At 72.2% G+C, this 21908-nt stretch carries 16 protein-coding genes; 7 read left to right on the forward strand and 9 right to left on the reverse strand.

Annotated elements, in window-relative coordinates:
• Positions 1–47: 47 nt before the first annotated feature.
• Together OHU35_RS31005 and OHU35_RS31010 are read left to right on the forward strand one after the other, a co-directional pair.
• Entirely contained in the window at positions 48–3443 is a 3396-nt protein-coding gene (locus OHU35_RS31005; protein WP_405507599.1) for a trypsin-like peptidase domain-containing protein, read from the forward strand.
• A gap of 163 nt (positions 3444–3606) precedes the next feature.
• Positions 3607–4563, forward strand: a complete 957-nt coding sequence (locus OHU35_RS31010) for a bifunctional riboflavin kinase/FAD synthetase (RefSeq protein WP_189728177.1) — start codon at positions 3607–3609, stop codon at positions 4561–4563.
• On the opposite strand, the gene OHU35_RS31015 is transcribed toward OHU35_RS31010, so the two are convergent.
• The 7 genes from OHU35_RS31015 to OHU35_RS31045 form a co-directional block, all read right to left on the reverse strand.
• A complete protein-coding gene (locus OHU35_RS31015; protein WP_405507601.1) occupies positions 4560–5633 on the reverse strand; it encodes an oligopeptide/dipeptide ABC transporter ATP-binding protein in 1074 nt (357 codons plus the stop codon). The two genes, OHU35_RS31010 and OHU35_RS31015, sit on opposite strands and share 4 nt — an antisense overlap.
• Positions 5630–6649, reverse strand: a complete 1020-nt coding sequence (locus tag OHU35_RS31020) for an ABC transporter ATP-binding protein (protein WP_359897386.1) — start codon at positions 6647–6649, stop codon at positions 5630–5632. Before OHU35_RS31020 ends, OHU35_RS31015 begins: the two co-directional genes overlap by 4 nt.
• Positions 6646–7560: an ABC transporter permease gene (locus tag OHU35_RS31025; protein ID WP_189728183.1), complete on the reverse strand. Its 915-nt coding sequence runs from the start codon at positions 7558–7560 to the stop codon at positions 6646–6648. Before OHU35_RS31025 ends, OHU35_RS31020 begins: the two co-directional genes overlap by 4 nt.
• Positions 7557–8603, reverse strand: a complete 1047-nt coding sequence (locus tag OHU35_RS31030; RefSeq protein ID WP_189728184.1) for an ABC transporter permease — start codon at positions 8601–8603, stop codon at positions 7557–7559. The genes OHU35_RS31025 and OHU35_RS31030 overlap by 4 nt, the downstream gene beginning before the upstream one ends.
• Positions 8604–8622: 19 nt before the next feature.
• On the reverse strand, positions 8623–10473 hold the full coding sequence (locus OHU35_RS31035) for an ABC transporter substrate-binding protein (protein WP_405507604.1): 1851 nt from the start codon (positions 10471–10473) through the stop codon (positions 8623–8625).
• A 297-nt stretch (positions 10474–10770) separates the two neighbouring features.
• A complete protein-coding gene (locus OHU35_RS31040) occupies positions 10771–14445 on the reverse strand; it encodes an SCO5717 family growth-regulating ATPase (RefSeq protein WP_405507606.1) in 3675 nt (1224 codons plus the stop codon).
• A 443-nt stretch (positions 14446–14888) separates the two neighbouring features.
• Positions 14889–15191: a DUF397 domain-containing protein gene (locus OHU35_RS31045; protein ID WP_189728195.1), complete on the reverse strand. Its 303-nt coding sequence runs from the start codon at positions 15189–15191 to the stop codon at positions 14889–14891.
• Between the two features lie 297 nt (positions 15192–15488).
• On the opposite strand from OHU35_RS31045, the gene rpsO reads away from it, so the two are divergent.
• From rpsO to OHU35_RS31070, 5 genes are all read left to right on the forward strand, one after another.
• Complete coding sequence (rpsO, locus tag OHU35_RS31050) at positions 15489–15776, forward strand: 30S ribosomal protein S15 (RefSeq protein WP_189728200.1); 288 nt, start codon at positions 15489–15491, stop codon at positions 15774–15776.
• Between the two features lie 294 nt (positions 15777–16070).
• Positions 16071–18287 carry a polyribonucleotide nucleotidyltransferase gene (locus tag OHU35_RS31055; RefSeq protein WP_189728202.1) on the forward strand — a complete coding sequence of 739 codons (2217 nt, stop codon included), beginning with the start codon at positions 16071–16073 and terminating at the stop codon, positions 18285–18287.
• Positions 18284–19663, forward strand: coding sequence for a pitrilysin family protein (locus OHU35_RS31060; RefSeq protein WP_189728204.1), 1380 nt, complete (start codon positions 18284–18286; stop codon positions 19661–19663). Before OHU35_RS31055 ends, OHU35_RS31060 begins: the two co-directional genes overlap by 4 nt.
• Positions 19664–19691: 28 nt before the next feature.
• Complete coding sequence (gene dapB / locus OHU35_RS31065; protein WP_189728206.1) at positions 19692–20444, forward strand: 4-hydroxy-tetrahydrodipicolinate reductase; 753 nt, start codon at positions 19692–19694, stop codon at positions 20442–20444.
• Positions 20445–20457: 13 nt separating this feature from the next.
• Positions 20458–20913 (forward strand): hypothetical protein, encoded by a 456-nt coding sequence (locus OHU35_RS31070; protein WP_359897376.1) that lies wholly within the window; start codon positions 20458–20460, stop codon positions 20911–20913.
• Between the two features lie 69 nt (positions 20914–20982).
• Here the strand turns inward: OHU35_RS31070 and OHU35_RS31075 are convergent, their stop codons facing one another.
• The gene (locus OHU35_RS31075; protein ID WP_189728210.1) at positions 20983–21537 is read right to left on the reverse strand and encodes a hypothetical protein; all 555 of its coding nucleotides are present in this window, start codon (positions 21535–21537) and stop codon (positions 20983–20985) included.
• 112 nt (positions 21538–21649) lie between these two features.
• Positions 21650–21889: a hypothetical protein gene (locus OHU35_RS31080; protein ID WP_189728212.1), complete on the reverse strand. Its 240-nt coding sequence runs from the start codon at positions 21887–21889 to the stop codon at positions 21650–21652.
• Positions 21890–21908: the final 19 nt, after the last annotated feature.

The following is a 21908-nucleotide window of genomic DNA, read 5'->3' on the forward strand; positions in this document are numbered from 1 at the left end:
ACCGTCGAAAACGCGAGGGCACGGGTGTACGGCGGGGAGGCTCGACGATGGCGTCGGATCAGGCAACGGCGGCAGCGGAGCAGGCGGGCCCGGCCCCCGACGAAGCCCTCGTCCGAATCCACGACCTCGCCGGCCGTCCCCGCGGTACCGGCTTCCTGGCCGACCACCACGGCACGCTCGTCACCAGCCACGAGGCCGTCGACGGACTGTCCCGGTTCGTCCTGTGCGGGGCCGGGGACCGCCGCCGTGTCGTGACCGCCGACGCGGTCACCCCGCTGCCCGCCTTCGACCTGGCCCTCGTACGGACCGAGTGCCTCGAGGTGCCGCCGCTGCCGGTCACCGTGCGGGACGGGGCCCGGACGGGCACTTATGTGCGGATCGCCGCCGCCGGCTGGCGCGAGGCACGTGTCCTGGGCTCTTCCGCCGCGACGTACACGGCCGTGAACCATGTCCACCGCCTCGACGCGCTGGAGCTGGCGGTCGGCACGGCAGGGCGGGACGCACTGCGGCCGGGCGGCGGAGCGGCCGGCGGCCCCGTGCTCGACGCGGCGACCGGTGCCGTCGTCGGTGTGCTCGGTACGGCGCTCAGCTCCGACCACCGCGACGTCGGGTTCGCCGTACCGCTGCATCCACGGGTCCCCGGCGCGGCGGGCCCGCTCGCCGCACTGCTCGCCGAGAACGCGGCGACGGTCCCCGCGTACGGCGCCGACCTCAACCTGGCCGGGGTACTGGAGCTGACCGGCACATCGGTGGCACTGGACGGCCCTGCCTGCCTCCCGGAACCGGTCGAACGGGCGGCTGTGGCAGCCGAGTTCAGCGCCTTCACGGCAGGCCCGGCCGCCGTCCTCGGCCTCGTCGGTCCGCCCGGCAGCGGTCGTACGACGGAACTCGCGGCGCTCGCGGCCCGCCGGGACCGCGGCGGGCACCCCACACTGTGGCTGCGCGGATCCGAACTGCGGGACGACGACGCCTCGGTGGCGGACGCGGCGGGCCGGGCGCTGGCCCGGGCCGCCCTGGCCATGGCGGCCGACCGTGCCCCCTTGCCGGCCGACCTGGGCGACACCACGCCCGAGCGCCTCGCCGGCCTCGCCCGTGCCTCCGGCCGCCCTCTGCTGCTCCTCCTCGACGCCCCCGAGGAGATGCCGCCGGCCCTGGCCCGCCGTCTGGCCTCGTGGACGGAGGGGACGGTGCGGTGGCTGCGGGAGACGGGAGTGCGGCTGGTGGTGGCGTGCCGGGCGGAGTACTGGGAGGGGGCGCTGTTCCCCGCCGAGGTACTGCACCGGCCGGCCGGTGCGGAAGCGCGGCCCGCGTGTGTCCGCCTCGGCGATCTCACCGAGGACGAGGCCCGGGAGGCCCGCCTGCGGCACGGCATCCCGGACGGCGCCCTCGCCGACACCGATGCCCGGCATCCCCTGGCCCTCCGGCTGCTCGCCGAGATCCGGACCGCCCTCGCCGATGCCACCGTCGTGCCCGCCGCCACCCTCGACCGGCACGACGTCTTCGCCGCCCACCTGGACCTGATGTCCCTGCGCATCGCCGCCCGCCTGGCCGCCGGGAACGGCCTGCGCGGCACCGCCGTACGCCGGCTGGCCGCCAAGGTCGCCGGGCAGGTGCACGAGGCCGCCCGGCGCGGTCTCGGCCCCGGGCCGGGGGATGTGGACCGGGAGGCGTTCGAGGCGGTGTTCCCGTGGGGGCCCGCCCCCGCGCGGCTCGGCGGCGACACCGGCTGGGGGCAGGCCGTTCTCGCCGAGGGGCTGCTCGTGCCCGCCGGACCCGGCTACCGCTTCGCCCACGAGGAACTCGCCAACTGGCTCCAGGGCATGCACCTCGACCTCGACGAGGCCCTGCAGGCCCTGGTCCACCGCCGAGGGGAACCGCCGGCCGACCCCGTGCCACACCATCGCATCGGGCCCGTGATCCAGGCCCTGCTGTTCCTCGCCCGCCAGCACGGCACGGGCCGGCTGGCCTCCCGTCTGGCGGACCTGGTGCACGCACTGGACGCCGACCCGCTGTCCTGGTGGGCCGCCCGGCTGCTCGCCGGGACCCTGTCGGCCGTGCCCGACGCGACGCCGTACACCGAGGTGCTGCGGCTGCTCGCCGACCGGATCGTGGCCTGGCGGCGGCAGGAGCGGCCCGTGCCGGAGGAGGCCGGGCCCGCCTTCTGGACCGGCGTACGGCTGCCGCAGGACGTGCGCCTCGGGCTGCTGCGGCGGCTCGTCCACGCCGACGGCCCGCCGTGCGAGGCCGGCCCCCGTTTCCTCGACGCCGTGGCGCGGCTGCTCACCGCCGACCCCACGGGGGTGCAACCGCTGCTCGCCGACTGGTTCGACGACGAGCGACCGCTGCCCGCCACCCCGCACGCGACCGTGGCCACGGCCGCGCAGGCGCTGCTGCACACTCACCGGAGGCGGGCCCTGGACGAGCTGACGGACGTGCTCGTCGACCGCGCGCACCGGCGGGCCGACGAACTGCTCGCCGTGCTGGCCGAGGAGGAACCGTCCGCGGTGTGCCGGGCCGTGGACCGCTGGGCGCTCGACGAGCGGCCCGGGCGCCGGGAGGCAGCGGTGACGCACGGACTGCGTGTCGCACCGCACGCGAGCACAGGAGAGGACCGGGCCCTCCTGCGTTACGCGGCCCTCGCCCTGCTCGCCCGCCCCGCAGGCCACGCCCTGCACGGGGGCGCACTCGCCCTCCTCGTCCAGGACCCGCACACCCGGGCCAAGTACCTCCCACGGGCGCTGGAGTGCTTCGCGGCGGGCGACCCGCGCTTCCCTCAGGACGTGCCGGCCCGTGCCCTCCTGGCTCATCCCGAGCCGGTCCTCGGCGCCTTCGCGGCGCGGCTGCGGCGGCCGGACGCTGAGGAGGCACTGCGGGCACTCGCCGACGCCACCCCGCCCGGCCTGGCCCGGCGGGTCGCCGCACTGGTCCGGGAGGCGGCGGAGCACCGGCCGGAACTCGCCGGGCAGATGGCCGCGTACGTCGACCAGCGGCTCGACCGGGGCCCTGAGGCCCGGGCCGTGCTGCTGCCCCTGGTCACCGGCCTGCTGGACGGCGGGACGGTACGGCTGCGGTGCGCCCTCGCCGCCGTCCTCACCCCGCCCGGCATCCCCGCCTCCCGTCCGCTGCGCCGCGAACTGCGCGACGCGCTCCTGGCCCGCGAGCACCACACGGACGTGCTGGACGCGCTGCTCCAGGCCGCCGCCCGCAACGGCGGCGACGACCTGCGCGACCTCGTCCACCGTGTCGGCCTGCTCCTCGTGCGCACCCCGGAGGGCGCCGGCCGCTTCGACCGCGCCCTGGTCGATCTGGGCCGGCACGTGCCCGGCTTCGCCGCCCGCGCGGCCGGCTGGCTGGCCGACGCGCCCGAGGAGTGGGCGGCGGTGGTCGGGCCGAGTTCCCACCGGATGATCGAGAACCTGGCGGGCGTACGCGTCCCCGCCTGACAGGATGGCCCGGGCCGGACCGGCCCGGGCGCCGTGCGTCCTGTCACAGCCCATGCCGATGCGGGCCGGAGGCATGCGGCATGGCACCCTTAGACCTGCGCACGAGGCAACCACGGACAACCACGGACACGGTTCGACGAGCTTTCGACAAGGAGCAGGCACAGTGCAGCGCTGGCGTGGCTTGGAGGACATCCCCCAGGACTGGGGGCGCAGCGTCGTCACCATCGGCTCCTACGACGGAGTCCACCGCGGACACCAGCTGATCATCCGGCATGCCGTGAACCGCGCCCGGGAGCTGGGGGTGCCCGCCGTCGTCGTCACCTTCGACCCGCACCCCAGCGAGGTCGTCCGGCCCGGCAGCCACCCTCCGCTGCTCGCCCCGCACCACCGCCGCGCCGAACTCATGGCCGACCTGGGCGTGGACGCGGTGCTCATCCTCCCCTTCACCACCGAGTTCTCGAAGCTCTCCCCGGCCGACTTCGTCGTCAAGGTGCTCGTCGACAAGCTGCATGCCAAGGCCGTCGTCGAGGGCCCCAACTTCCGCTTCGGGCACAAGGCCGCCGGCAACGTGGAGTTCCTGGCCACGCAGGGCAAGACCTACGACTTCGAGGTCGAGGTCGTCGACCTGTACGTGACCGGTGAGGCGGGCGGTGGCGAGCCGTTCTCCTCCACGCTGACCCGGCGGTTGGTCGGCGAGGGCGATGTCGAGGGTGCGGCGGAGATCCTGGGGCGTCCTCATCGGGTGGAGGGCGTCGTCGTCCGAGGTGCCCAGCGCGGGCGCGAGCTGGGCTTCCCGACGGCCAATGTCGAGACGCTGCCGCACACGGCCATCCCGGCCGACGGTGTGTATGCCGGCTGGCTGCATGCCCAGGGCGAAGTGATGCCGGCCGCGATCTCCGTCGGTACGAATCCGCAGTTCGAGGGGACCGAGCGCACGGTGGAGGCATATGCCATCGACCGGGTCGGGCTGGATCTGTACGGGTTGCACGTCGCCGTTGATTTTCTGGCCTTTGTGCGGGGGCAGGCCAAGTTCGACACGCTTGACGCTCTGCTGGAGCAGATGGGGCAGGACGTCAAGAGGTGCCGGGAGTTGGTGGCTGCGGCGGACGGGTCTGCCTAGTCCGCTTGTTTGCCGTCTGCGGGTGCGCGGGGGCTGGTCGCGCAGTTCTCCGCGCCCCTTGAGGGCGATGCCGCAACTGCCCAATGGCAGGCCACCTGCGACTCCCCACCGCCACTCAGCACCTCCAGGTCCTGGCCTCTGCACGCGTCTGCCACTCCCGTTCGTTCCGCCTCGCCGCTCGACAGGATCTGGCAGCGGACGTGGAACCGGCAGCCGGACGGAATGCGCGACGGGTCCGGGGGCTCGCCGGTGAGGACCACCGGGGCGCCCGGGGCCTCCGGGAGCACGGACAGCAGGGCCTGGGTGTACGGATGCCGGGGTGCGGTCAGCACCTGTTCCACCGCGCCCGTCTCCACGATCCGGCCCAGATACATCACGGCGACCCGGTCGGCGATGTTCCACGCCAGTCCCAGGTCGTGCGTGACGACCAGCGCGGACAGGCCGAGCTCGGCGCGCAGCCGCAGCAGCAGGGCGAGGATCTCACCGCGCACGGAGGCGTCAAGCGACGCCACCGGCTCGTCGGCGACGAGGAGTTCGGGTTCCAGGACGAGCGCGCCCGCGATGACGACCCGCTGGCGCTGCCCGCCGGACAGCTCGTGCGGATAGCGCAGGAAGAAGCGCTCCGGGGGCCGCAGCCCGGCCCGGGAGAGGGCCTCGGCGACCGCGGTCCGCTCGTCGCCGCCGTAGCCGTGGATGCGCAGCCCCTCGGCGACCGCGTCGTACACCGTGTGCCGTGGGTTGAGCGAGCCGCTCGGGTCCTGCAGGACCAGCTGGACGCGCTTGCGGTACGCCTTCAGGGACCGGCCGGAGTACTCCAGCGGGCGGCCGTCGAAGGTGACCCGGCCCGCGGTCGGCTCGACCAGGCCCAGCAGCGAGCGGGCCAGGGTCGTCTTGCCGCAGCCGGACTCGCCGACCAGCGCGACGATCTCGCCGGGCCGGATGTCGAGGTCCACCCCGTCCACCGCGCGGGCCCGGGGCCCGCCGTGCCGGCCGGGGAACGTGACGTACAGGCCCTGGGCACTCAGCAGGGGTGCCGTGGTGACGTCGGATGCCGTGGGGGACATGGTCATGGCGTGCCGGGCCTCGCTTCCTCCAGGGCATCGGGCTTCTCGTGGTCCTCGCCGGCTCCGTCAGCAGGCGGGCCGACCAGGACACACGCCGCCCGGCGTTCCTGACCCGCCCCCCGCAGCACCGGGTCCTCCTCGGCGCAGGACTCCAGTGCCACCGGGCACCGGGGATGGAACGTGCAGCCGGACGGCAGCGCTGCCGGGTCGGGCGGGTCGCCCGCCAGTCCTTGCGGCGCGAACCGGGACGCCGGGTCGCCGATGCGCGGGAACGCGGCCGACAGGGCCCTGGCATACGGGTGCCGGGCGTCCTCGTACACCTCGGCGGCCGGGCCCTCCTCGACCACCCGCCCCGCGTACATCACCGCGAGCCGGTCGCAGGTGTCGGCGAGGACCGCCAGATCGTGGCTGATCATGATCAGGCCGAGGTCCTGGTCCGCGACGAGCTGTTCGATGAGCCGCAGGATCTGCGCCTGGATCATCACGTCGAGCGCGGTCGTCGGTTCGTCGGCGATGACCAGCCGGGGGTCGCAGGCCAGTGCCATGGCGATCATGACGCGCTGGCGCTGGCCGCCGGACAGCTCGTGCGGGTAGGCGTCCGCGCGGGCGGCGGGCAGGCCCACCTGCTCCAGCAACTCGCCGGTCTTCTTCTTCGCCCCGGCCGGCGTCGCCTTCCTGTGCAGCAGGATCGGCTCGGCGATCTGGTCGCCGATGCGGTGCACGGCGTTCAGCGAATGCATCGCGCCCTGGAAGACGACGGAGGCCCCGGCCCAGCGGACCGCCCGTACCCGGCCCCACTTCATCGTCAGCACGTCCTCGCCGTCGAGGAGCACCTCCCCGGTGATCCGGGTGCCCGCCGGCAGCAGCCGCAGCAGGGCCAGTGCCAGTGTGGACTTGCCGCAGCCGGACTCGCCGGCCAGGCCGAGCTTCTGGCCCGCGTCCAGGCGCAGGTCGACGCCGCGCACGGCGGCCGCCCCGCCCGCGTACGTCACCGTCAGGTCCCTGACGTCGAGCAGACTCAACGCGACACCCCCAGCCTGGGGTTGAGGACGGACTCCACGGCCCGTCCGCACAGCGTGAACGCCAGCGCCACCACGGCGATGGCGATGCCCGGCGGCACCAGGTACCACCAGTCCCCGGCACTGACCGCGCCCGCCTCCCGCGCGTCCTGGAGCAGCCCGCCCCACGACACGATCGTCGGGTCGCCGAGGCCGAGGAAGGCGAGCGTCGCCTCGGCGAGGATCGCCGTGGAGATGATCAGGGTCGTCTGGGCCAGCACCAGCGGCATGACGTTGGGCAGGACGTGCCGGGACATGATGTGCCGGTGCCCGCCGCCGAGCGCCTTGGCCCGCTCGATGTACGGCCGGGTCTCCACCGCCAGCGTCTGTGCCCGCACCAGCCGGGCCGTGGTCGGCCAGGTGGTGACGCCGATCGCCACGACGGTCGTGGTCAGCGAGCGGGACATCACGGTGGCCAGGGCGATCGCCAGCACCAGCGTCGGCATGACCAGGAACCAGTCGGTGATCCGCATCATCACCGTCGCGTACCAGCCCTTGAAATGCCCGGCCGTCACCCCGATCAGGGTGCCGATCGCCACCGACAGCACGGCGGCGAGCAGCCCGACCAGCAGCGACACCCGCGAGCCCCAGATCACCAGGCCCAGCAGGTCCCGGCCGAACTGGTCGGTGCCGAGCGGGAACTCGGCGCTCGGGCTCTGCATCGGACGCCCCGGCGCGTCGGTCACACTGCTCACGTCCGAGCCGACGAACAGCGGCGCGAACAACGCCAGCAGCGCGCACAGCGCGAGCGCGGTCAGGCCGTACAGCCCCGCCCGCTCGGCGCGGTACTGCCGCCAGAAGCGCGCGACGGAGGCCCGGCGGCGCTGCCGGGCGAGGGCGCGCGGACTCAGGGCCGTGTCGGTCGTCGTCGTCATCGGGCCACCCGGGGGTCAAGCAGCGGATAGACCAGGTCGGCGAGGGTGTTCATCACGATCACCGCGGCGGCGAACACGAAGAACAGGCCCTGCACCAGCGGCAGATCGGGCACGCTCAGCGCCTGGTAGAACAGTCCGCCGAGCCCGGGCCAGGAGAACACCGTCTCCACCAGGATCACGCCCGCCACCGTCCTGCCGAGGTTGATGAAGATCAGCGTCACCGTGGGCAGCAGCGCGTTCGGAACGGCGTGCCTGCGCCGCACGAGATCGTCGCGCAGCCCCTTGGCCCGCGCGGTCGTCAGATAGTCGCTGCCCATCTCGTCCAGCAGCGCCGACCGCGTGACCAGCAGCGTCTGCCCGTACTCCACCGCCACCAGCGTCACCACCGGCAGCACCAGATGGTGCGCCACGTCGAGGACGTACGCGAAGCCCTCCTCGCCGCCCGACTCCATGCCGCCGGTGGGGAACATCCCGGGGAGCGGGCCGATGCCCACCGACAGCACGATGATCAGCAGCAGCCCGAGCCAGAAGGACGGGATGGAGTACAGCGTCAGCGCGAGACCGGTGTTGATCCGGTCCCCGACCGTGCCGCGCCGCCACGCCGAGCGCGTGCCGAGGAAGATGCCCAGCGCGGTGTACAGGACGAAGGCGGTCCCGGTGAGCAGCAGGGTGTTCGGCAGCGCTTCGGTGATCTTGTCGACGACGGGCGAGCGGAACTGGTACGACGTCCCGAAGTCGCCCGTGAGCGCCTTGCCGCAGTAGTCGGTGAACTGCCTCCAGAGCGGCAGGTCGAGCCCGAACTCCCTGCGATAGGCGGCCAGCTGCTCGGCCGACACCTGACGGCCGCCCGTCATGGTCTTCACCGGGTCGCCGGGGATCAGCCGGAAGAGGAAGAAGCTGGTGACGAGCACGGCCAGCAGCGATACGGCGGCCCCGGCCACCTTGCCCGCCAGGTACCGCGGGTACGCGGAGCCCTTGCGTACCCGGGGCCCGGCCGCCGGTTCCCGCTCCTCGACCAGCGCGGGTGTCGCGTCAGCGGTCATGTGTGCCCGCTCGCCCGCGCTACTCGCGGTCCTCGGCGGTGGCCCGCCGCCGCATGACAGCGAAACCGCCGAGCCCGGCGAGGAGCACGACAACGGCGACGACCCCGACCACGACCACCGTGGACGACGCGTTCTCCGACGACCCGCCGGAGTCCGCCGGGACAGCCGACCACCAGCTCCAGTAGCCGTCCTGGCCGTAGATGTTCCCTGCCTTCGCCGGCATGGTGGTGATCGACTTGATCTGGTCCGTCCGGTAGGCCTCGACCGCGTTCGGATACGCCATGACGTTCATGTACCCGAGGTCGTACAGCCGCGACTCCATCTGCTGGACGATGTCCGCCCGTTTGGCGGGGTCGTACTCGGCGAGCTGCCGGGCGTAGAGCTCGTCGTACTTCTTGTCGCAGATGAAGTTGTCGGTGGCACCCGTGTCCTCGGGGGTCGCCGGGAGGGCGCCGCAGGTGTGGATGGACATCACGAAGTCGGGGTCGGGGTTGACCGACCAGCCGTCGAACGCCAGGTCGTACTTCCCGGCGAGCCAGGGGTCGGTCACGTTGTCCAGGCAGTTGAGCTGCACGCCGATGCCGAGCTCGCCCCACCACTCCTGGAGGTACTTGCCGACCGCCTTGTCGTTCGGGTCGGTGGCGTGGCACAGCACGCGGTAGCTGATGGGCTTGCCGTCCTTGCCGACGCGCTTGCCGTCGCCGTTCTTCTTGTAACCCGCCTGGTCGAGCAGCCGGGCCGCCTCGGCCGGGTCGTACGTCAGCTTCTGGCTCGCGGACGGCTTCCAGTAGTACTGCGAGAAGCGCGGCGGGATGTAGCCCTCGCCCTCGACGGCGTGCCCCTGGAACACCTTTTCGATGATGGCCTCGCGGTCGACGGCCATGAACAGCGCGTTGCGCACCCGCTGGTCCAGCAGGGAGGGGTGGCCGTCGCCGAACTTCTTGCCGTTCTTGGCCCTGGCGCCCGGGTTGGTGGCGAGGGCGTAGAAGCGCCGGCCGGGGGCGTCGTTGACCTGGATGTTGTCCGCGCCCTCCAGGGACGCCGCCTGAGCGGGGGTCAGGGACGGCGACCCGGCGACGAACGACACCTCGCCCTTGCGCAGCGCCGACACCGCCGCGTCCTGGTCCTTGTAGTAGCGGAAGACCAGCTCGTCGAACTTCGGCGTCCCGCGCCAGAAGCCCTTGTTGGCCTTGAGACGGACATAGCTGTCGGCCTTGTAGCCGGTCAGCGTGAACGGCCCGTTCCCGACGACGGGGAAGCTCTTGTCGTTGTTGAACTCGGAGAAGTCCGAGACCTTCTCCCACACGTGCTTCGGCACGATCGGCACATCGAGGGAGGTCATCGTGGCCTGCGGCTTCTTCAGCTCGACGACCAGCTTGGTAGGGCTCGGGGCCGTCACCTTCTTGAAGTTCCCGACGTAGCTGCCGTTCGCCGTGGCCGCGCCGTCGTCGGTCATCATCTTGTTGAACGTCCACGCCGCGTCCTCGGCGGTTGCCTGCTTGCCGTCCGACCACTTGGAGTTCGAGCGGATCGTGTACGTCCAGGTCAGCTTGTCCGGCGACGACTCCCACTTGGTGGCCAGGCCCGGGATGGCGTGGTTGTCCTTGGGGTCGTAGCTGGTCAGGTACTCGTACATGAGCCGGTGAATGCTCGTACTGAGCAGCCGGACCGCCAGGAACGGGCTGAGCGAGTCCACGGACTGCGCCACCGCGACGGTCAGCACCTTGCCGTCGTCGGCCGCCCGGGCCTGCTGGGGCGCCGGGTCGAGCGGGGTCGCGAGACCGGCGGTGAGGGTGAGCGCGGCCGCCCCGGCCACGGCGACGAGCCGGAGGCCGCGCGGGAGGCTGCGTGTCTGATCGTTCGTGCCCATGGTCGGACCTCGCGTCATCGCTCGGACGGGAAGGACGGGTTGATCAGCTGTCAGACGTTTGATGTGTGTGTATCAGCGGCCGTCTCCACCCGTCAACGGCGCGTTCACCCCTTGTGGCCTGCGGAAATAACGAATTGACGAGCTTTCCGCGCCCATTGGTCGAGACCACTGACGCCCTCCTGGCCAGGGGCTGGCAACGGATTTCGCCCCTGAACGCGCCGAAGCCCGCGCCGAAGGGGAACGGCGCGGGCCAGGAAGGGGATCGGCCCCTCGAAAGGGGCCGATCGGGTGAGGCGATTACTGCGTCGGAGGCGGAGGCGGCGGAGTCTGACCGTCGGGCTGAGCCGGGTAACCGGGCTGACCCGGCTGGCCCTGCTGGGGGTAGCCGTAGCCCGGCTGCGGGGGCGCGGCCGGGGGCTGCCCGGGCTGGGGGTACGGCTGACCGGGCTGCTGCGGCTGCTGCGGCTGCTGCGGGTACGGCGGCTGCCCGGGCTGCGGGTACGGCGGCTGCCCTGCGGCCTGCGGATACGGCTGACCCGGCTGGGCCGGGGGCTGGCCCTGCTGGGGGTACGGCTGGCCGGGCTGCTGGGGATACGGCTGGCCGGGCTGCTGCGGGTACGGGTACGGGCCCGGCTGGCCCGGGATCGGCTGCCCGGGGACCTGCTGGTCGGGGCCCGGCTGGCCGGGGTACGGGGGCTGGCCCGGGGCCTGCTGGCCGGGCAGCGGCGGGGCGGCCACCGGCGGCGGGTTGCCGTCGGAGGTCCACAGGCCGTGCGCCTGCTGGTGGCGGGTGAAGTCCTCGGCGATCAGTGCCGCGAGGTTGAAGTACGCCTCCCGTACCTTCGGCCGCATCATGTCGAGGTTGACCTCGGCACCGGCGGAGAGATGCTCGTCGAACGGCACGACGACGACGCCGCGGCAGCGCGTCTCGAAGTGCGACACGATGTCCTCGACCTTGATCATCTTGCCGGTCTCGCGCACACCGGAGATGACGGTGAGGGACCGCGAGACGAGGTCGGAGTACCCGTGTGCGGACAGCCAGTCCAGCGTCGTGCTCGCGCTGCTCGCACCGTCCACGGACGGAGTCGAGATGATGATGAGCTGGTCGGCGAGGTCCAGCACACCGCGCATGGCGCTGTAGAGCAGCCCGGTACCGGAGTCGGTGAGGATCACCGGGTACTGCTTGCCCAGCACGTCGATCGCGCGCCGGTAGTCCTCGTCGTTGAAGGTCGTGGACACGGCCGGGTCGACGTCGTTGGCGATGATCTCCAGCCCGGACGGAGCCTGGGACGTGAAGCGCCGGATGTCCATGTACGAGTTGAGGTGCGGGATCGCCTGGACCAGGTCACGGATGGTGGCCCCGGTCTCCCGCCGCACACGGCGCCCGAGGGTGCCGGCATCCGGGTTGGCGTCGATCGCGAGGATCTTGTCCTGCCGCTCGGTGGCGAGCGTGGAGCCGAGGGCGGTGGTCGTGGTCGTCTTGCCCACGCCGCCCTTGAGGCTGATCACGGCGATCCGGTAGCAGGACAGCACGGGCGTGCGGATCAGGTCCAGCTTCCGCTGCCGCTCGGCCTCCTCCTTCTTGCCACCGATCTTGAACCGACCGCCACCGGCCGCCGGACGGCTGCTCTTCGCCTTCTGCTTCTTGCTGTTGAGCAGCCGGTCGGACGACAGCTCCACGGCAGCGGTGTAACCGAGCGGAGCGGCCCCGGGGTTGGTCGGCTGCCGCTGGTCGTGCTGCATGGGCTGCGGCCAGGCGGCGCCGGTCCGCGGGTCCACGGGCTGCTGTCCCGGATGCACCGGCTGCTCGGCCTGACCGGGGTGCGGCGGCTGCGCCTGCGGGGGCACGCCGGGCTGCGGCTGAGGCTGGGCCGGGGGCTGCTGGGGGAAGCCGTAGCCGCCTTGGGCGTTGGGGGCACCGGGGTGGGGGAAGCCGTAGCCGCCCTGAGGGGTGGGCCCCGCAGGAGCCGGTGCTCCCTGCTGTGGGAAGCCGTATCCGCCCTGGGGGTTGGGTGCGGGGGCCGGCGGGGTGTCGGGCTGCTGGGCTGCCGGGGCGTGAGCGCCCTGCTGCGGGAAGCCGTAGCCCCCCTGCGGGTTCGGCGCGGGGGCAGGCGGGACCTCCGGCTGCTGGGCCGGGGGCTGCTGAGCGGCCGGGGCCGGGGCGCCGGGGTGGGGGAAGCCGTAGCCGCCCTGGGCGTCGGGTGCGGCCGGGGCGGGTGCGCCCTGCTGGGGGAAGCCGTAGCCACCCTGTGCGTGGGGCGCTGGGGCCGGACCGCCCTGGTGCGGGAAGCCGTAGCCGCCGGGCTGCGGTGTGGGCTGGGCGGGCGGCTGGTGCGGCGGCATCGGTGCGGGCGGCTGGTTCCAGGCGGCAGGCGCGGGCTGCGGCGCCTGTGGCTGGAACGGCGGCTGCTGGGCCGGTACCGACGGCTGGGGCGGCACGGGCGGCTGCCCCTGCGCGGCAGTCGGCTGCGGCTGAGCCGGCGCGTCCGGATCCGTGGGCTGTGCCTGCGGCTGCGCGGGCCACTGGCTCGCGGGCGCCGGCGCGGCCGGCTGGTACGACGGCGGCAGCGGCGGCACGCCCTGCGGGGCCGGGGGAGTCCAGGCGGGCGGGGCGTCGGACGCACCCGGCCCGGCGGTGTCCTGCGGAACGCCGTCGTCGGGAGCGGCGTCGGCGGGCACGGCGTCCGAGGGCTCCGCGTCGGCGGGCTCGGAGCTCACGGGCTGGGCGTCCGCAAGAGGAGCGTCGTCGGGCTGCGCGTCGGCCGGCTCGGGAGCAGCGGAGTCCTCATCCGAAGGCACGGCATCCACGGGCGCCGGGGGCGCAGGCACCCAGTCCTCGGGTTCGGCATCCTGCGACACGGCCTCGTCGGCTTCGGCCTCCGCTGCCGCATCCTCCGAAGCCTCGTCTTCGTCCCCGGCATCATCGGCAGCGGGGGCGTCCGCACCGGACACGTCAGTCACGTCAACAGCGTCCGCCGTATCCGCAGGCTCGGAGGAAACGCCGTCACCGTCCTCGTCGGCATCGTCAATGGGCGCACCCTCGACATCTCCGCCCGAGTCCTCGTCCTGCTCCTCGTCCACCGGCTCCAGCCGGGCCTCGACCTCCGCCTCGGCGGCACGCTCCGCGATCTCCCGCTTCAGGGCGACGGCGGAGAAGCGCATGGTGGCACCGCTCTCCAGATCACCGTTCCCCGACTCGGCGTCCCCGGCAGCCGGAGTGTCCGGAGCATCCGCAGTCGCCGGCGTCGCCGGAACCTCCGAAGCGGCGGGAGCCACCGGAGGCTGCTCCGAAGCGGCGGGAGCCACCGGAGGCTGCTCCGGAGGGGCGGGCGCGACCGGGGCCTCCGGCGGAGCCGACGGCGTCCACTGCGCCTGGTACCCGCCGACGGGGATGTTCGGTACGGCCGTAGGAGAGGCCGGATCCGCTGCGGGCGTCTCGGGCCGACCCTGCGACTGGGACACCTGCGGCTCGAAGCCGCCCTTCATCGGAAGCCTGGGAACGGCGGAAGGACCCTCCCCGGAGGGCGCGGGCGGCGTGAAGGGCGTACCCGGCGCGGGCGCGGGCGGCGTGAACGGAGCGCCAGGAGCGGGCGCCGGCGCGGGCGGCGTGAAAGGCGCCCCGGGCGCGGGAGCCGGAGCCTGAGACGGACCGGAGGTCTGTCCCGGAAGGGACGAGGTCCCGCCGGAAGCATTCGCGTGCGGCGGCGGAGTGAGCCCCGGCAGCGGCGGCACCGGCCCCTTCGGCGCCCCCGAGCCCCCGGAGTCCGCGGGCGCCCCGGAAGCGCTGGAGTCCTCGGACGCACCCGCCCCCTGCCCCGAGCTCGAACTCGCCGAGGCGTTCTGCGTGTACCAGGCGGGCGGCGCGTAGTCGATGGTGAACTCGCCCGTCACCTCTGCTGCGGACTCCGCGTCGGGCTGGTCATCGCCGGGTGTCGCCCAGCCCCCGCGGATCCCGTCCCGATCGCTGCTCACAGTGTTCCTCCTGGTGTGGTCGAGCACCCTCATGCCGTGCTGGGGCGACCCTTGCTTGTCGTCCGACGTCGTACGAAGTCGATTTGAGGCGTACCGAGGTCGTCCGAGGTCGTCCGATCCACAGGCGCCCCGCTCTCCCCCTGGGGCACCGACGCCCACTCCACGGGTTCTGACGTGGCGCCCCGTCCCAGCCTAATCACCACAAGCCCCGCCTCGGCAGGCCCGTCCACCCCCGAGCACCTGTCCGCCGCGTCACAACCTGCTCAGAAGCTGCCCGGAAGTGACGTACGCAGCACACACTTTGGTGAACAAAAAGGGCGATAAACGTGAAGAACCTCGAACCACCTTGCCAGGAAGGTGCCTTGAAGGTGCCTTGAGGTCACGAGAAAAGGCGACGAGGGGCGGCCGGTCACCGGCTCACCCCTCGTCGCGCTCCGCGACACCTACTGCCCGGCCTCCGCCTGCGGCTCCCCGTTGTGCGCCCCCGGCTCCAGATCGAACTCGCCGTCCCGCGCCCCCAGCACGAACGCCCGCCACTCCGCCTCCGTGTAGCGCAGCACCGTGTCCGGGTCGAGCGAGGACCGCATGGCCACGGCCCCCTCGGGCAGGTACGCGATCTCGACCCGCTCCTCGTGCTCCTCGGTGCCCGGCGCGCTGTGCCACTCGACACCGGAGATGTCGAGCGCGTAGAGCTCGTCCCGCTCCCGCTCCTTGCGTGCCTTGATCTCCTCAGCCGTCTCCGCCATGCCGCAGCGACCCCTTCCCGACGTACCCGTTCCCGAAGTGCGGATCATCGACGTGCGAACGATCCGAACCCGCTCACCCTAGTGGCCCCCTCCGCCCCGGCCGGGAGGTTCGGAGACCAGGGCAAGGACGCCCCTGACCGCCTGGTACCCTGGTCGACGGCCGTTTGTGTACGCACCCCCGGAGCTCACCGCCCTGGAGGCCGCGCCCAGCGGATCCCCGCCTTCCGAGTCATGGAAGCTCCCCCGAGACACAGACCGGGGGCACTCGGTGGCCATCACAGACTACGAGGAGTACGCGTGCCGCTCGACGCCGCTACGAAGAAGCAGATCATCACCGAGTTCGGCCAGAAGGAGGGCGACACCGGCTCCCCCGAGGTCCAGGTCGCCATGCTCTCGCGCCGTATCACGGACCTGACCGAGCACCTCAAGACCCACAAGCACGACCACCACTCCCGCCGTGGCCTGCTGATCCTCGTGGGTCAGCGTCGCCGCCTTCTCCAGTACCTGGCGAAGAAGGACATCCAGCGCTTCCGTGTGCTGGTCGACCGCCTCGGCATCCGCCGTGGTGCGGCGGGCGCCAAGTAAGACGTCGTGAGGGGAGCGGTTCCCGGGGAAAGGGGACCGCTCCCTTTGCTGTACGTGCGTAGTGTCGCCGCCCCTTTGTAGTGTGGTAGCACAACGCATGTCGTACGACACAGGACGTACGACCCAGAACGAGGAGAAGCGCACCTAGCCGCCGCCGGTCCTCGGTAGTGGCCCCCGGGGGAATGCGAGCCCCGAGGGCTTCGATCGAAGACCGGCCCGCACAGCACGGCGCGCTCTCCGCAACCGTCTCCCTGCCACACGGGCAGCCGAGACGAGGACGAGGAGATAACGCTAGTGGAGAACGAGACCCACTACGCCGAGGCCGTCATCGACAATGGCGCCTTCGGCACCCGCACCATCCGCTTCGAGACGGGCCGCCTGGCCAAGCAGGCCGCCGGCTCCGCCGTGGCGTACCTGGACGACGACACCATGGTGCTGTCGGCCACCACCGCCTCCAAGAACCCCAAGGACCAGCTCGACTTCTTCCCCCTGACGGTGGACGTCGAGGAGCGGATGTACGCCGCCGGCAAGATCCCCGGCAGCTTCTTCCGCCGCGAGGGCCGTCCCTCCGAGGACGCCATCCTCACCTGCCGCCTGATCGACCGCCCGCTGCGCCCGTCCTTCAAGAAGGGCCTGCGCAACGAGATCCAGGTCGTCGCCACGATCATGGCGCTCAACCCCGACCACCTGTACGACGTCGTGGCGATCAACGCCGCCTCCGCGTCCACGCAGCTGGCCGGCCTGCCCTTCTCCGGCCCGATCGGCGGCGTCCGCGTCGCGCTGATCAACGGCCAGTGGGTGGCCTTCCCGACGCACTCCGAGCTCGAGGACGCCGTCTTCGACATGGTCGTCGCGGGCCGCACCCTGGAGGACGGCGACGTCGCGATCATGATGGTCGAGGCCGAGGCCACCGAGAAGACCATCAAGCTGGTCGAGGGCGGCTCCGAGGCGCCGACCGAGGAGGTCGTCGCGGCCGGTCTGGACGCCGCGAAGCCCTTCATCAAGGTGCTCTGCAAGGCCCAGTCGGACCTCGCCGCCAAGGCCGCCAAGCCCACCGGCGAGTTCCCGATCTTCCTGGACTACCAGGACGACGTCCTCGAGGCCCTCACCGCCGCCGTCAAGCCGGAGCTCGCCTCCGCGCTGACGATCGCCGCCAAGCAGGAGCGCGAGTCCGAGCTGGACCGCGTCAAGGCGCTCGCCGCCGAGAAGCTCCTGCCGGAGTTCGAGGGCCGCGAGAAGGAGATCTCCGCCGCGTACCGCTCGCTGACCAAGACCCTGGTCCGTGAGCGCGTCATCAAGGAGAAGAAGCGCATCGACGGCCGCGGTGTCACCGACATCCGCACCCTGGCCGCCGAGGTCGAGGCCATCCCGCGGGTCCACGGCTCCGCCGTGTTCGAGCGTGGCGAGACCCAGATCCTGGGTGTCACGACGCTGAACATGCTCCGCATGGAGCAGCAGCTCGACACGCTGTCGCCGGTGACGCGCAAGCGCTACATGCACAACTACAACTTCCCGCCGTACTCCACCGGTGAGACCGGCCGCGTCGGCTCCCCGAAGCGCCGCGAGATCGGCCACGGCGCCCTCGCCGAGCGCGCCCTCGTGCCGGTCCTGCCGACGCGCGAGGAGTTCCCCTACGCGATCCGCCAGGTCTCCGAGGCGCTGAGCTCCAACGGCTCGACGTCCATGGGCTCGGTCTGCGCCTCCACCATGTCGCTGCTGAACGCCGGTGTGCCGCTGAAGGCCCCCGTCGCCGGTATCGCCATGGGCCTGATCTCCCAGGAGATCGAGGGCGAGACGCACTACGTCACCCTCACCGACATCCTCGGTGCGGAGGACGCCTTCGGCGACATGGACTTCAAGGTCGCCGGCACGAAGGACTTCGTGACCGCCCTCCAGCTCGACACCAAGCTGGACGGCATCCCGGCCTCCGTCCTGGCCGCCGCCCTCAAGCAGGCCCGTGACGCCCGCCTCCACATCCTCGACGTGATGATGGAAGCGATCGACACGCCGGACGAGATGTCCCCGAACGCCCCGCGGATCATCACCGTCAAGATCCCCGTGGACAAGATCGGCGAGGTCATCGGCCCCAAGGGCAAGATGATCAACCAGATCCAGGAGGACACCGGCGCCGACATCACGATCGAGGACGACGGCACGATCTACATCGGCGCGGTCGACGGACCGTCCGCCGAGGCCGCCCGCACCACGATCAACGGCATCGCCAACCCGACCATGCCGGAGGTCGGCGAGCGCTACCTGGGTACGGTCGTGAAGACCACCACCTTCGGCGCGTTCGTGTCGCTGCTCCCGGGCAAGGACGGTCTGCTGCACATCTCGCAGATCCGCAAGCTCGCCGGCGGCAAGCGCGTGGAGAACGTCGAGGACGTCCTCGGTGTGGGCCACAAGGTCCAGGTCGAGATCGCCGAGATCGACTCCCGCGGCAAGCTCTCCCTGATCCCCGTGATCGAGGGCGAAGACGACGCAGAGACGAAGGACGACACCGACAAGTGACGTCGAGCAGCTCGACGGCGACGGCCCGCACCTCCTCGGAGGCGCGGGCCGTCGCCCGTACCCAAACCCTGATCAAGGGCACCAACGGCATCGGCACGGTCCGCAAGACCACCCTCCCCGGCGGCCTGCGCATCGTCACCGAGACCCTGCCCTCGGTCCGCTCCGCGACCTTCGGCATCTGGGCGCACGTCGGCTCCCGCGACGAGACCCCGGCCCTGAACGGCGCCACGCACTACCTGGAGCACCTGCTCTTCAAGGGCACCGACCGCAGGTCCGCCCTGGACATCTCCGCCGCGATCGACGCGGTCGGCGGCGAGATGAACGCGTTCACGGCCAAGGAGTACACGTGCTACTACGCACGCGTGCTCGACACCGACCTGCCGCTCGCCATCGACGTCGTCTGCGACATGCTGACGGGCTCCCGGATCCTCGAGGAGGACGTCGACGTCGAGCGGGGCGCGATCCTCGAAGAGATCGCCATGACCGAGGACGACCCGGGCGACTGCGTGCACGATCTGTTCGCGCACACGATGTTCGGCGACAACCCCCTCGGCCGCCCGGTCCTCGGCACGGTCGACACGGTCAACGCCCTCACCGCCGACCGCATCCGCCGCTTCTACAAGAAGCACTACGACCCGACCCACCTCGTGGTCGCCTGCGCGGGCAACGTCGACCACGCGAAGGTCGTACGGCAGGTCCGCGCCGCCTTCGAGAAGGCCGGTGCCTTCAGGGAACCGAGCGCCGAGCCCGTAGCCCCGCGCGGTGGCCGGCGCGCCCTGCGCACCGCGGGCCGTCTCGAGCTGATCGACCGCAAGACCGAGCAGGCGCACGTCGTGCTCGGCATGCCGGGCCTGTCCCGCACGGACGAGCGGCGCTGGGCCCTGGGCGTGCTCAACACCGCGCTCGGCGGCGGCATGTCGTCCCGCCTCTTCCAGGAGGTGCGCGAGAAGCGCGGCCTGGCCTACAGCGTGTACTCGTACACCTCCGGCTTCGCCGACTGCGGCCTCTTCGGCGTGTACGCCGGGTGCAGGCCGTCGCAGGTGCACGACGTGCTGAAGATCTGCCGCGACGAACTCGACCAGGTCGCCGAGCACGGCCTCTCCGACGAGGAGATCGGGCGCGCCATCGGCCAGCTCCGGGGCTCCACGGTCCTCGGCCTCGAGGACACCGGCGCGCTGATGAACCGTATCGGCAAGAGCGAGCTGTGCTGGGGCGAGCAGATGTCCGTCGACGACATGCTGGCCCGGATAACGTCGGTCACCCCGGACGACGTTCGCTCGGTGGCCCGCGAGATCCTGGGACGGCGGCCTTCCCTGTCGGTCATCGGCCCGCTGAAGGACAAACAGGCGGCCCGCCTGCACGACGCCGTCGCCTGACGAACCCCCTGGTGAAGGAGCACAAGAGATGAGCAAGCTGCGCGTGGCGGTCCTCGGCGCCAAGGGCCGGATCGGCTCGGAAGCCGTTCGAGCCGTGGAGGCCGCCGAGGACATGGAACTGGTCGCCGCCTTGAGCCGGGGCGACAAGCTGGAGACGCTGGCCGAGACCGGCGCCCAGGTCGTGGTCGAACTGACCACGCCCGACTCGGTCATGGCCAACCTCGACTACTGCGTGCGCCACGGCATCCACGCGGTCGTCGGTACGACGGGCTGGACCGACGAGCGCCTCGCGCAGCTGAACGGCTGGCTGGAGAAGTCCCCGGAGACGGGCGTGCTCATCGCCCCCAACTTCTCCATCGGGGCCGTCCTGACCATGAAGTTCGCACAGCTCGCCGCCCCGTACTTCGAGTCGGTCGAGGTCGTCGAGCTGCACCACCCGAACAAGGTGGACGCCCCCTCCGGCACCGCCACGCGCACCGCCCAGCTCATCGCCGAGGCCCGCCGCAACGCCGGCTCCGCCCCGGCCCCCGACGCCACGGCCACCGCCCTGGACGGCGCCCGCGGCGCCGACGTCGACGGCGTCCCGGTGCACGCCGTCCGGCTGCGCGGGCTGCTGGCCCACCAGGAGGTCCTGCTCGGCGCCGAGGGCGAGACCCTGACGGTCCGGCACGACTCGCTCCACCACAGCAGCTTCATGCCGGGCATCCTGCTCGGCGCCCGCCGTGTGGGGAGCGTCCCTGGCCTGACCTTCGGCCTGGAACACTTCCTGGACCTGAGCTGAGCCCCTGACCGTCATGCGCGCGAAGCTCACCTACGCCCTCACGGCCGCCGTCCTGGTCGTCTACTTCGTCCTGGTCGGCAGCCGAGGCATCCTGCTCATCGAGACCGGCACGCCCCTCACCGTCACCTTCGGCGTCGCGGTGCTGATCCTGCCGGTCATCGGTCTGTGGTTCCTGTGGAAGAACACGCAGTTCGTCCGCAGGGCCAACCAGCTCGCCGCCGAACTCGACGCCGAGGGCGGCCTGCCCGTCGACGAGTTGAGGCGCACCCCCAGCGGGCGCGTCGACCGGGACTCGGCCGACGAGGTGTTCGCCCGGCGCAAGGCCGAGACGGAGGCCGCCCCCGGCGACTGGCGCACCTGGTTCCGCCTGGCCGTGGCCTACCACGACGCCCGCGACACCCCGCGCGCCCGCAAGGCGATGCAACGCGCGATCGCCCTGCACGACGGCAGGCAGCCCGAAGCCGCCTGAGCCGCACCCACACATGCCGGCGGGGCCGGACCGCGCACGGTCCGGCCCCGCCGGCATGTCATCAGGACGTCAGCGCGGGCCGTACTCGTCGGCCCATGCCCCCACCGCGTCGGCCGCTCGCTCGAACGCCTCCGTCCGGCCCAGGAAGTCCGCGTTGTGCGTCGTCAGCAGCGGCGGCACACCGTCCGCGGCCTGTCCCCGCCGGACGAGCAGCAGCGCCTGGCCCTGCAGGGTCCGGGGGAGCCCCAGCCAGCGCACCGGCTGCTGCACCGTGCGCACCGAGACGACCTGCGCCCAGGGCGCCGTACGTGTCGTGAGGAAACCCACGTGCCGCAGCCCGCGCGCACTCACCCACACGCCCATGCGCAGCAGCCGCAGCGCCCCGGCGATGACGAGCAGCGCGAGAGCGAAGACCAGCCCGGCCGAGGTCGGTTCGGCCGTCGCCGCGATGATGACCGCGGCGAACAGCACGAACGAGGCGAGCAGCAGCGCCAGCGCCGCCGCCCCCACCCGCCACGGCCCCGGGCGGTACGGCCGCCGCCAGGTGTCACGGTCGTCGTGCGGCAGCGGAACGTCGTCCGCCGCGTCGAAAACGCGGTCGGCCGTCAGGAAGGGCAGGGGCACGGCTGGTCCTCACTCGATCCATGCGTGGGCTGTGCCCGGTGAGGCTACCGATCTGCTTCGACGGTCACCACTGGCAGGGGGCCGGATGGAGTCACCGCCGGCCCGCGGTGGCTCAGTGGTTCTGGGACGCCTGCGACTGCTGCGGATGCGAGTCCGGGCGCTCGACCGTCAGCGCGGGTGTCCCGATGACCAGGGAACCCACAAGCCCCGCCACGATGGTCAGGCCCATCAGCCAGCGCCCGGCCTTCTGGCTGACCGACAGCCGCTCACGCGGTGGGGGAGTGATATTGCTGCGGAACCTGTCGGCCTCGGCGACGAAGGCAAACGGTACGGGTTCACGCCGACCGAACATCAGGGTTGTTTCTCCTTCG

The organism is Streptomyces purpurascens (assembly GCF_045040895.1).
GTDB classification, from domain to species: Bacteria; Actinomycetota; Actinomycetes; order Streptomycetales; family Streptomycetaceae; genus Streptomyces; species Streptomyces purpurascens.

Excerpts from the sequence above, each read along its gene's own strand:
- OHU35_RS31005 (WP_405507599.1), top strand. The coding sequence starts at position 48 with ATGGCGTCGGATCAGGCAACGGCGGCAGCGGAGCAGGCGGGCCCGGCC.
- OHU35_RS31015 (WP_405507601.1), bottom strand. The coding sequence starts at position 5,633 with ATGACCATGTCCCCCACGGCATCCGACGTCACCACGGCACCCCTGCTG.
- OHU35_RS31025 (WP_189728183.1), bottom strand. The coding sequence starts at position 7,560 with ATGACGACGACGACCGACACGGCCCTGAGTCCGCGCGCCCTCGCCCGG.
- OHU35_RS31030 (WP_189728184.1), bottom strand. The coding sequence starts at position 8,603 with ATGACCGCTGACGCGACACCCGCGCTGGTCGAGGAGCGGGAACCGGCG.
- OHU35_RS31035 (WP_405507604.1), bottom strand. The coding sequence starts at position 10,473 with ATGGGCACGAACGATCAGACACGCAGCCTCCCGCGCGGCCTCCGGCTC.
- OHU35_RS31045 (WP_189728195.1), bottom strand. The coding sequence starts at position 15,191 with ATGGCGGAGACGGCTGAGGAGATCAAGGCACGCAAGGAGCGGGAGCGG.
- dapB (WP_189728206.1), top strand. The coding sequence starts at position 19,692 with ATGAGCAAGCTGCGCGTGGCGGTCCTCGGCGCCAAGGGCCGGATCGGC.
- OHU35_RS31070 (WP_359897376.1), top strand. The coding sequence starts at position 20,458 with ATGCGCGCGAAGCTCACCTACGCCCTCACGGCCGCCGTCCTGGTCGTC.
- OHU35_RS31080 (WP_189728212.1), bottom strand. The coding sequence starts at position 21,889 with ATGTTCGGTCGGCGTGAACCCGTACCGTTTGCCTTCGTCGCCGAGGCC.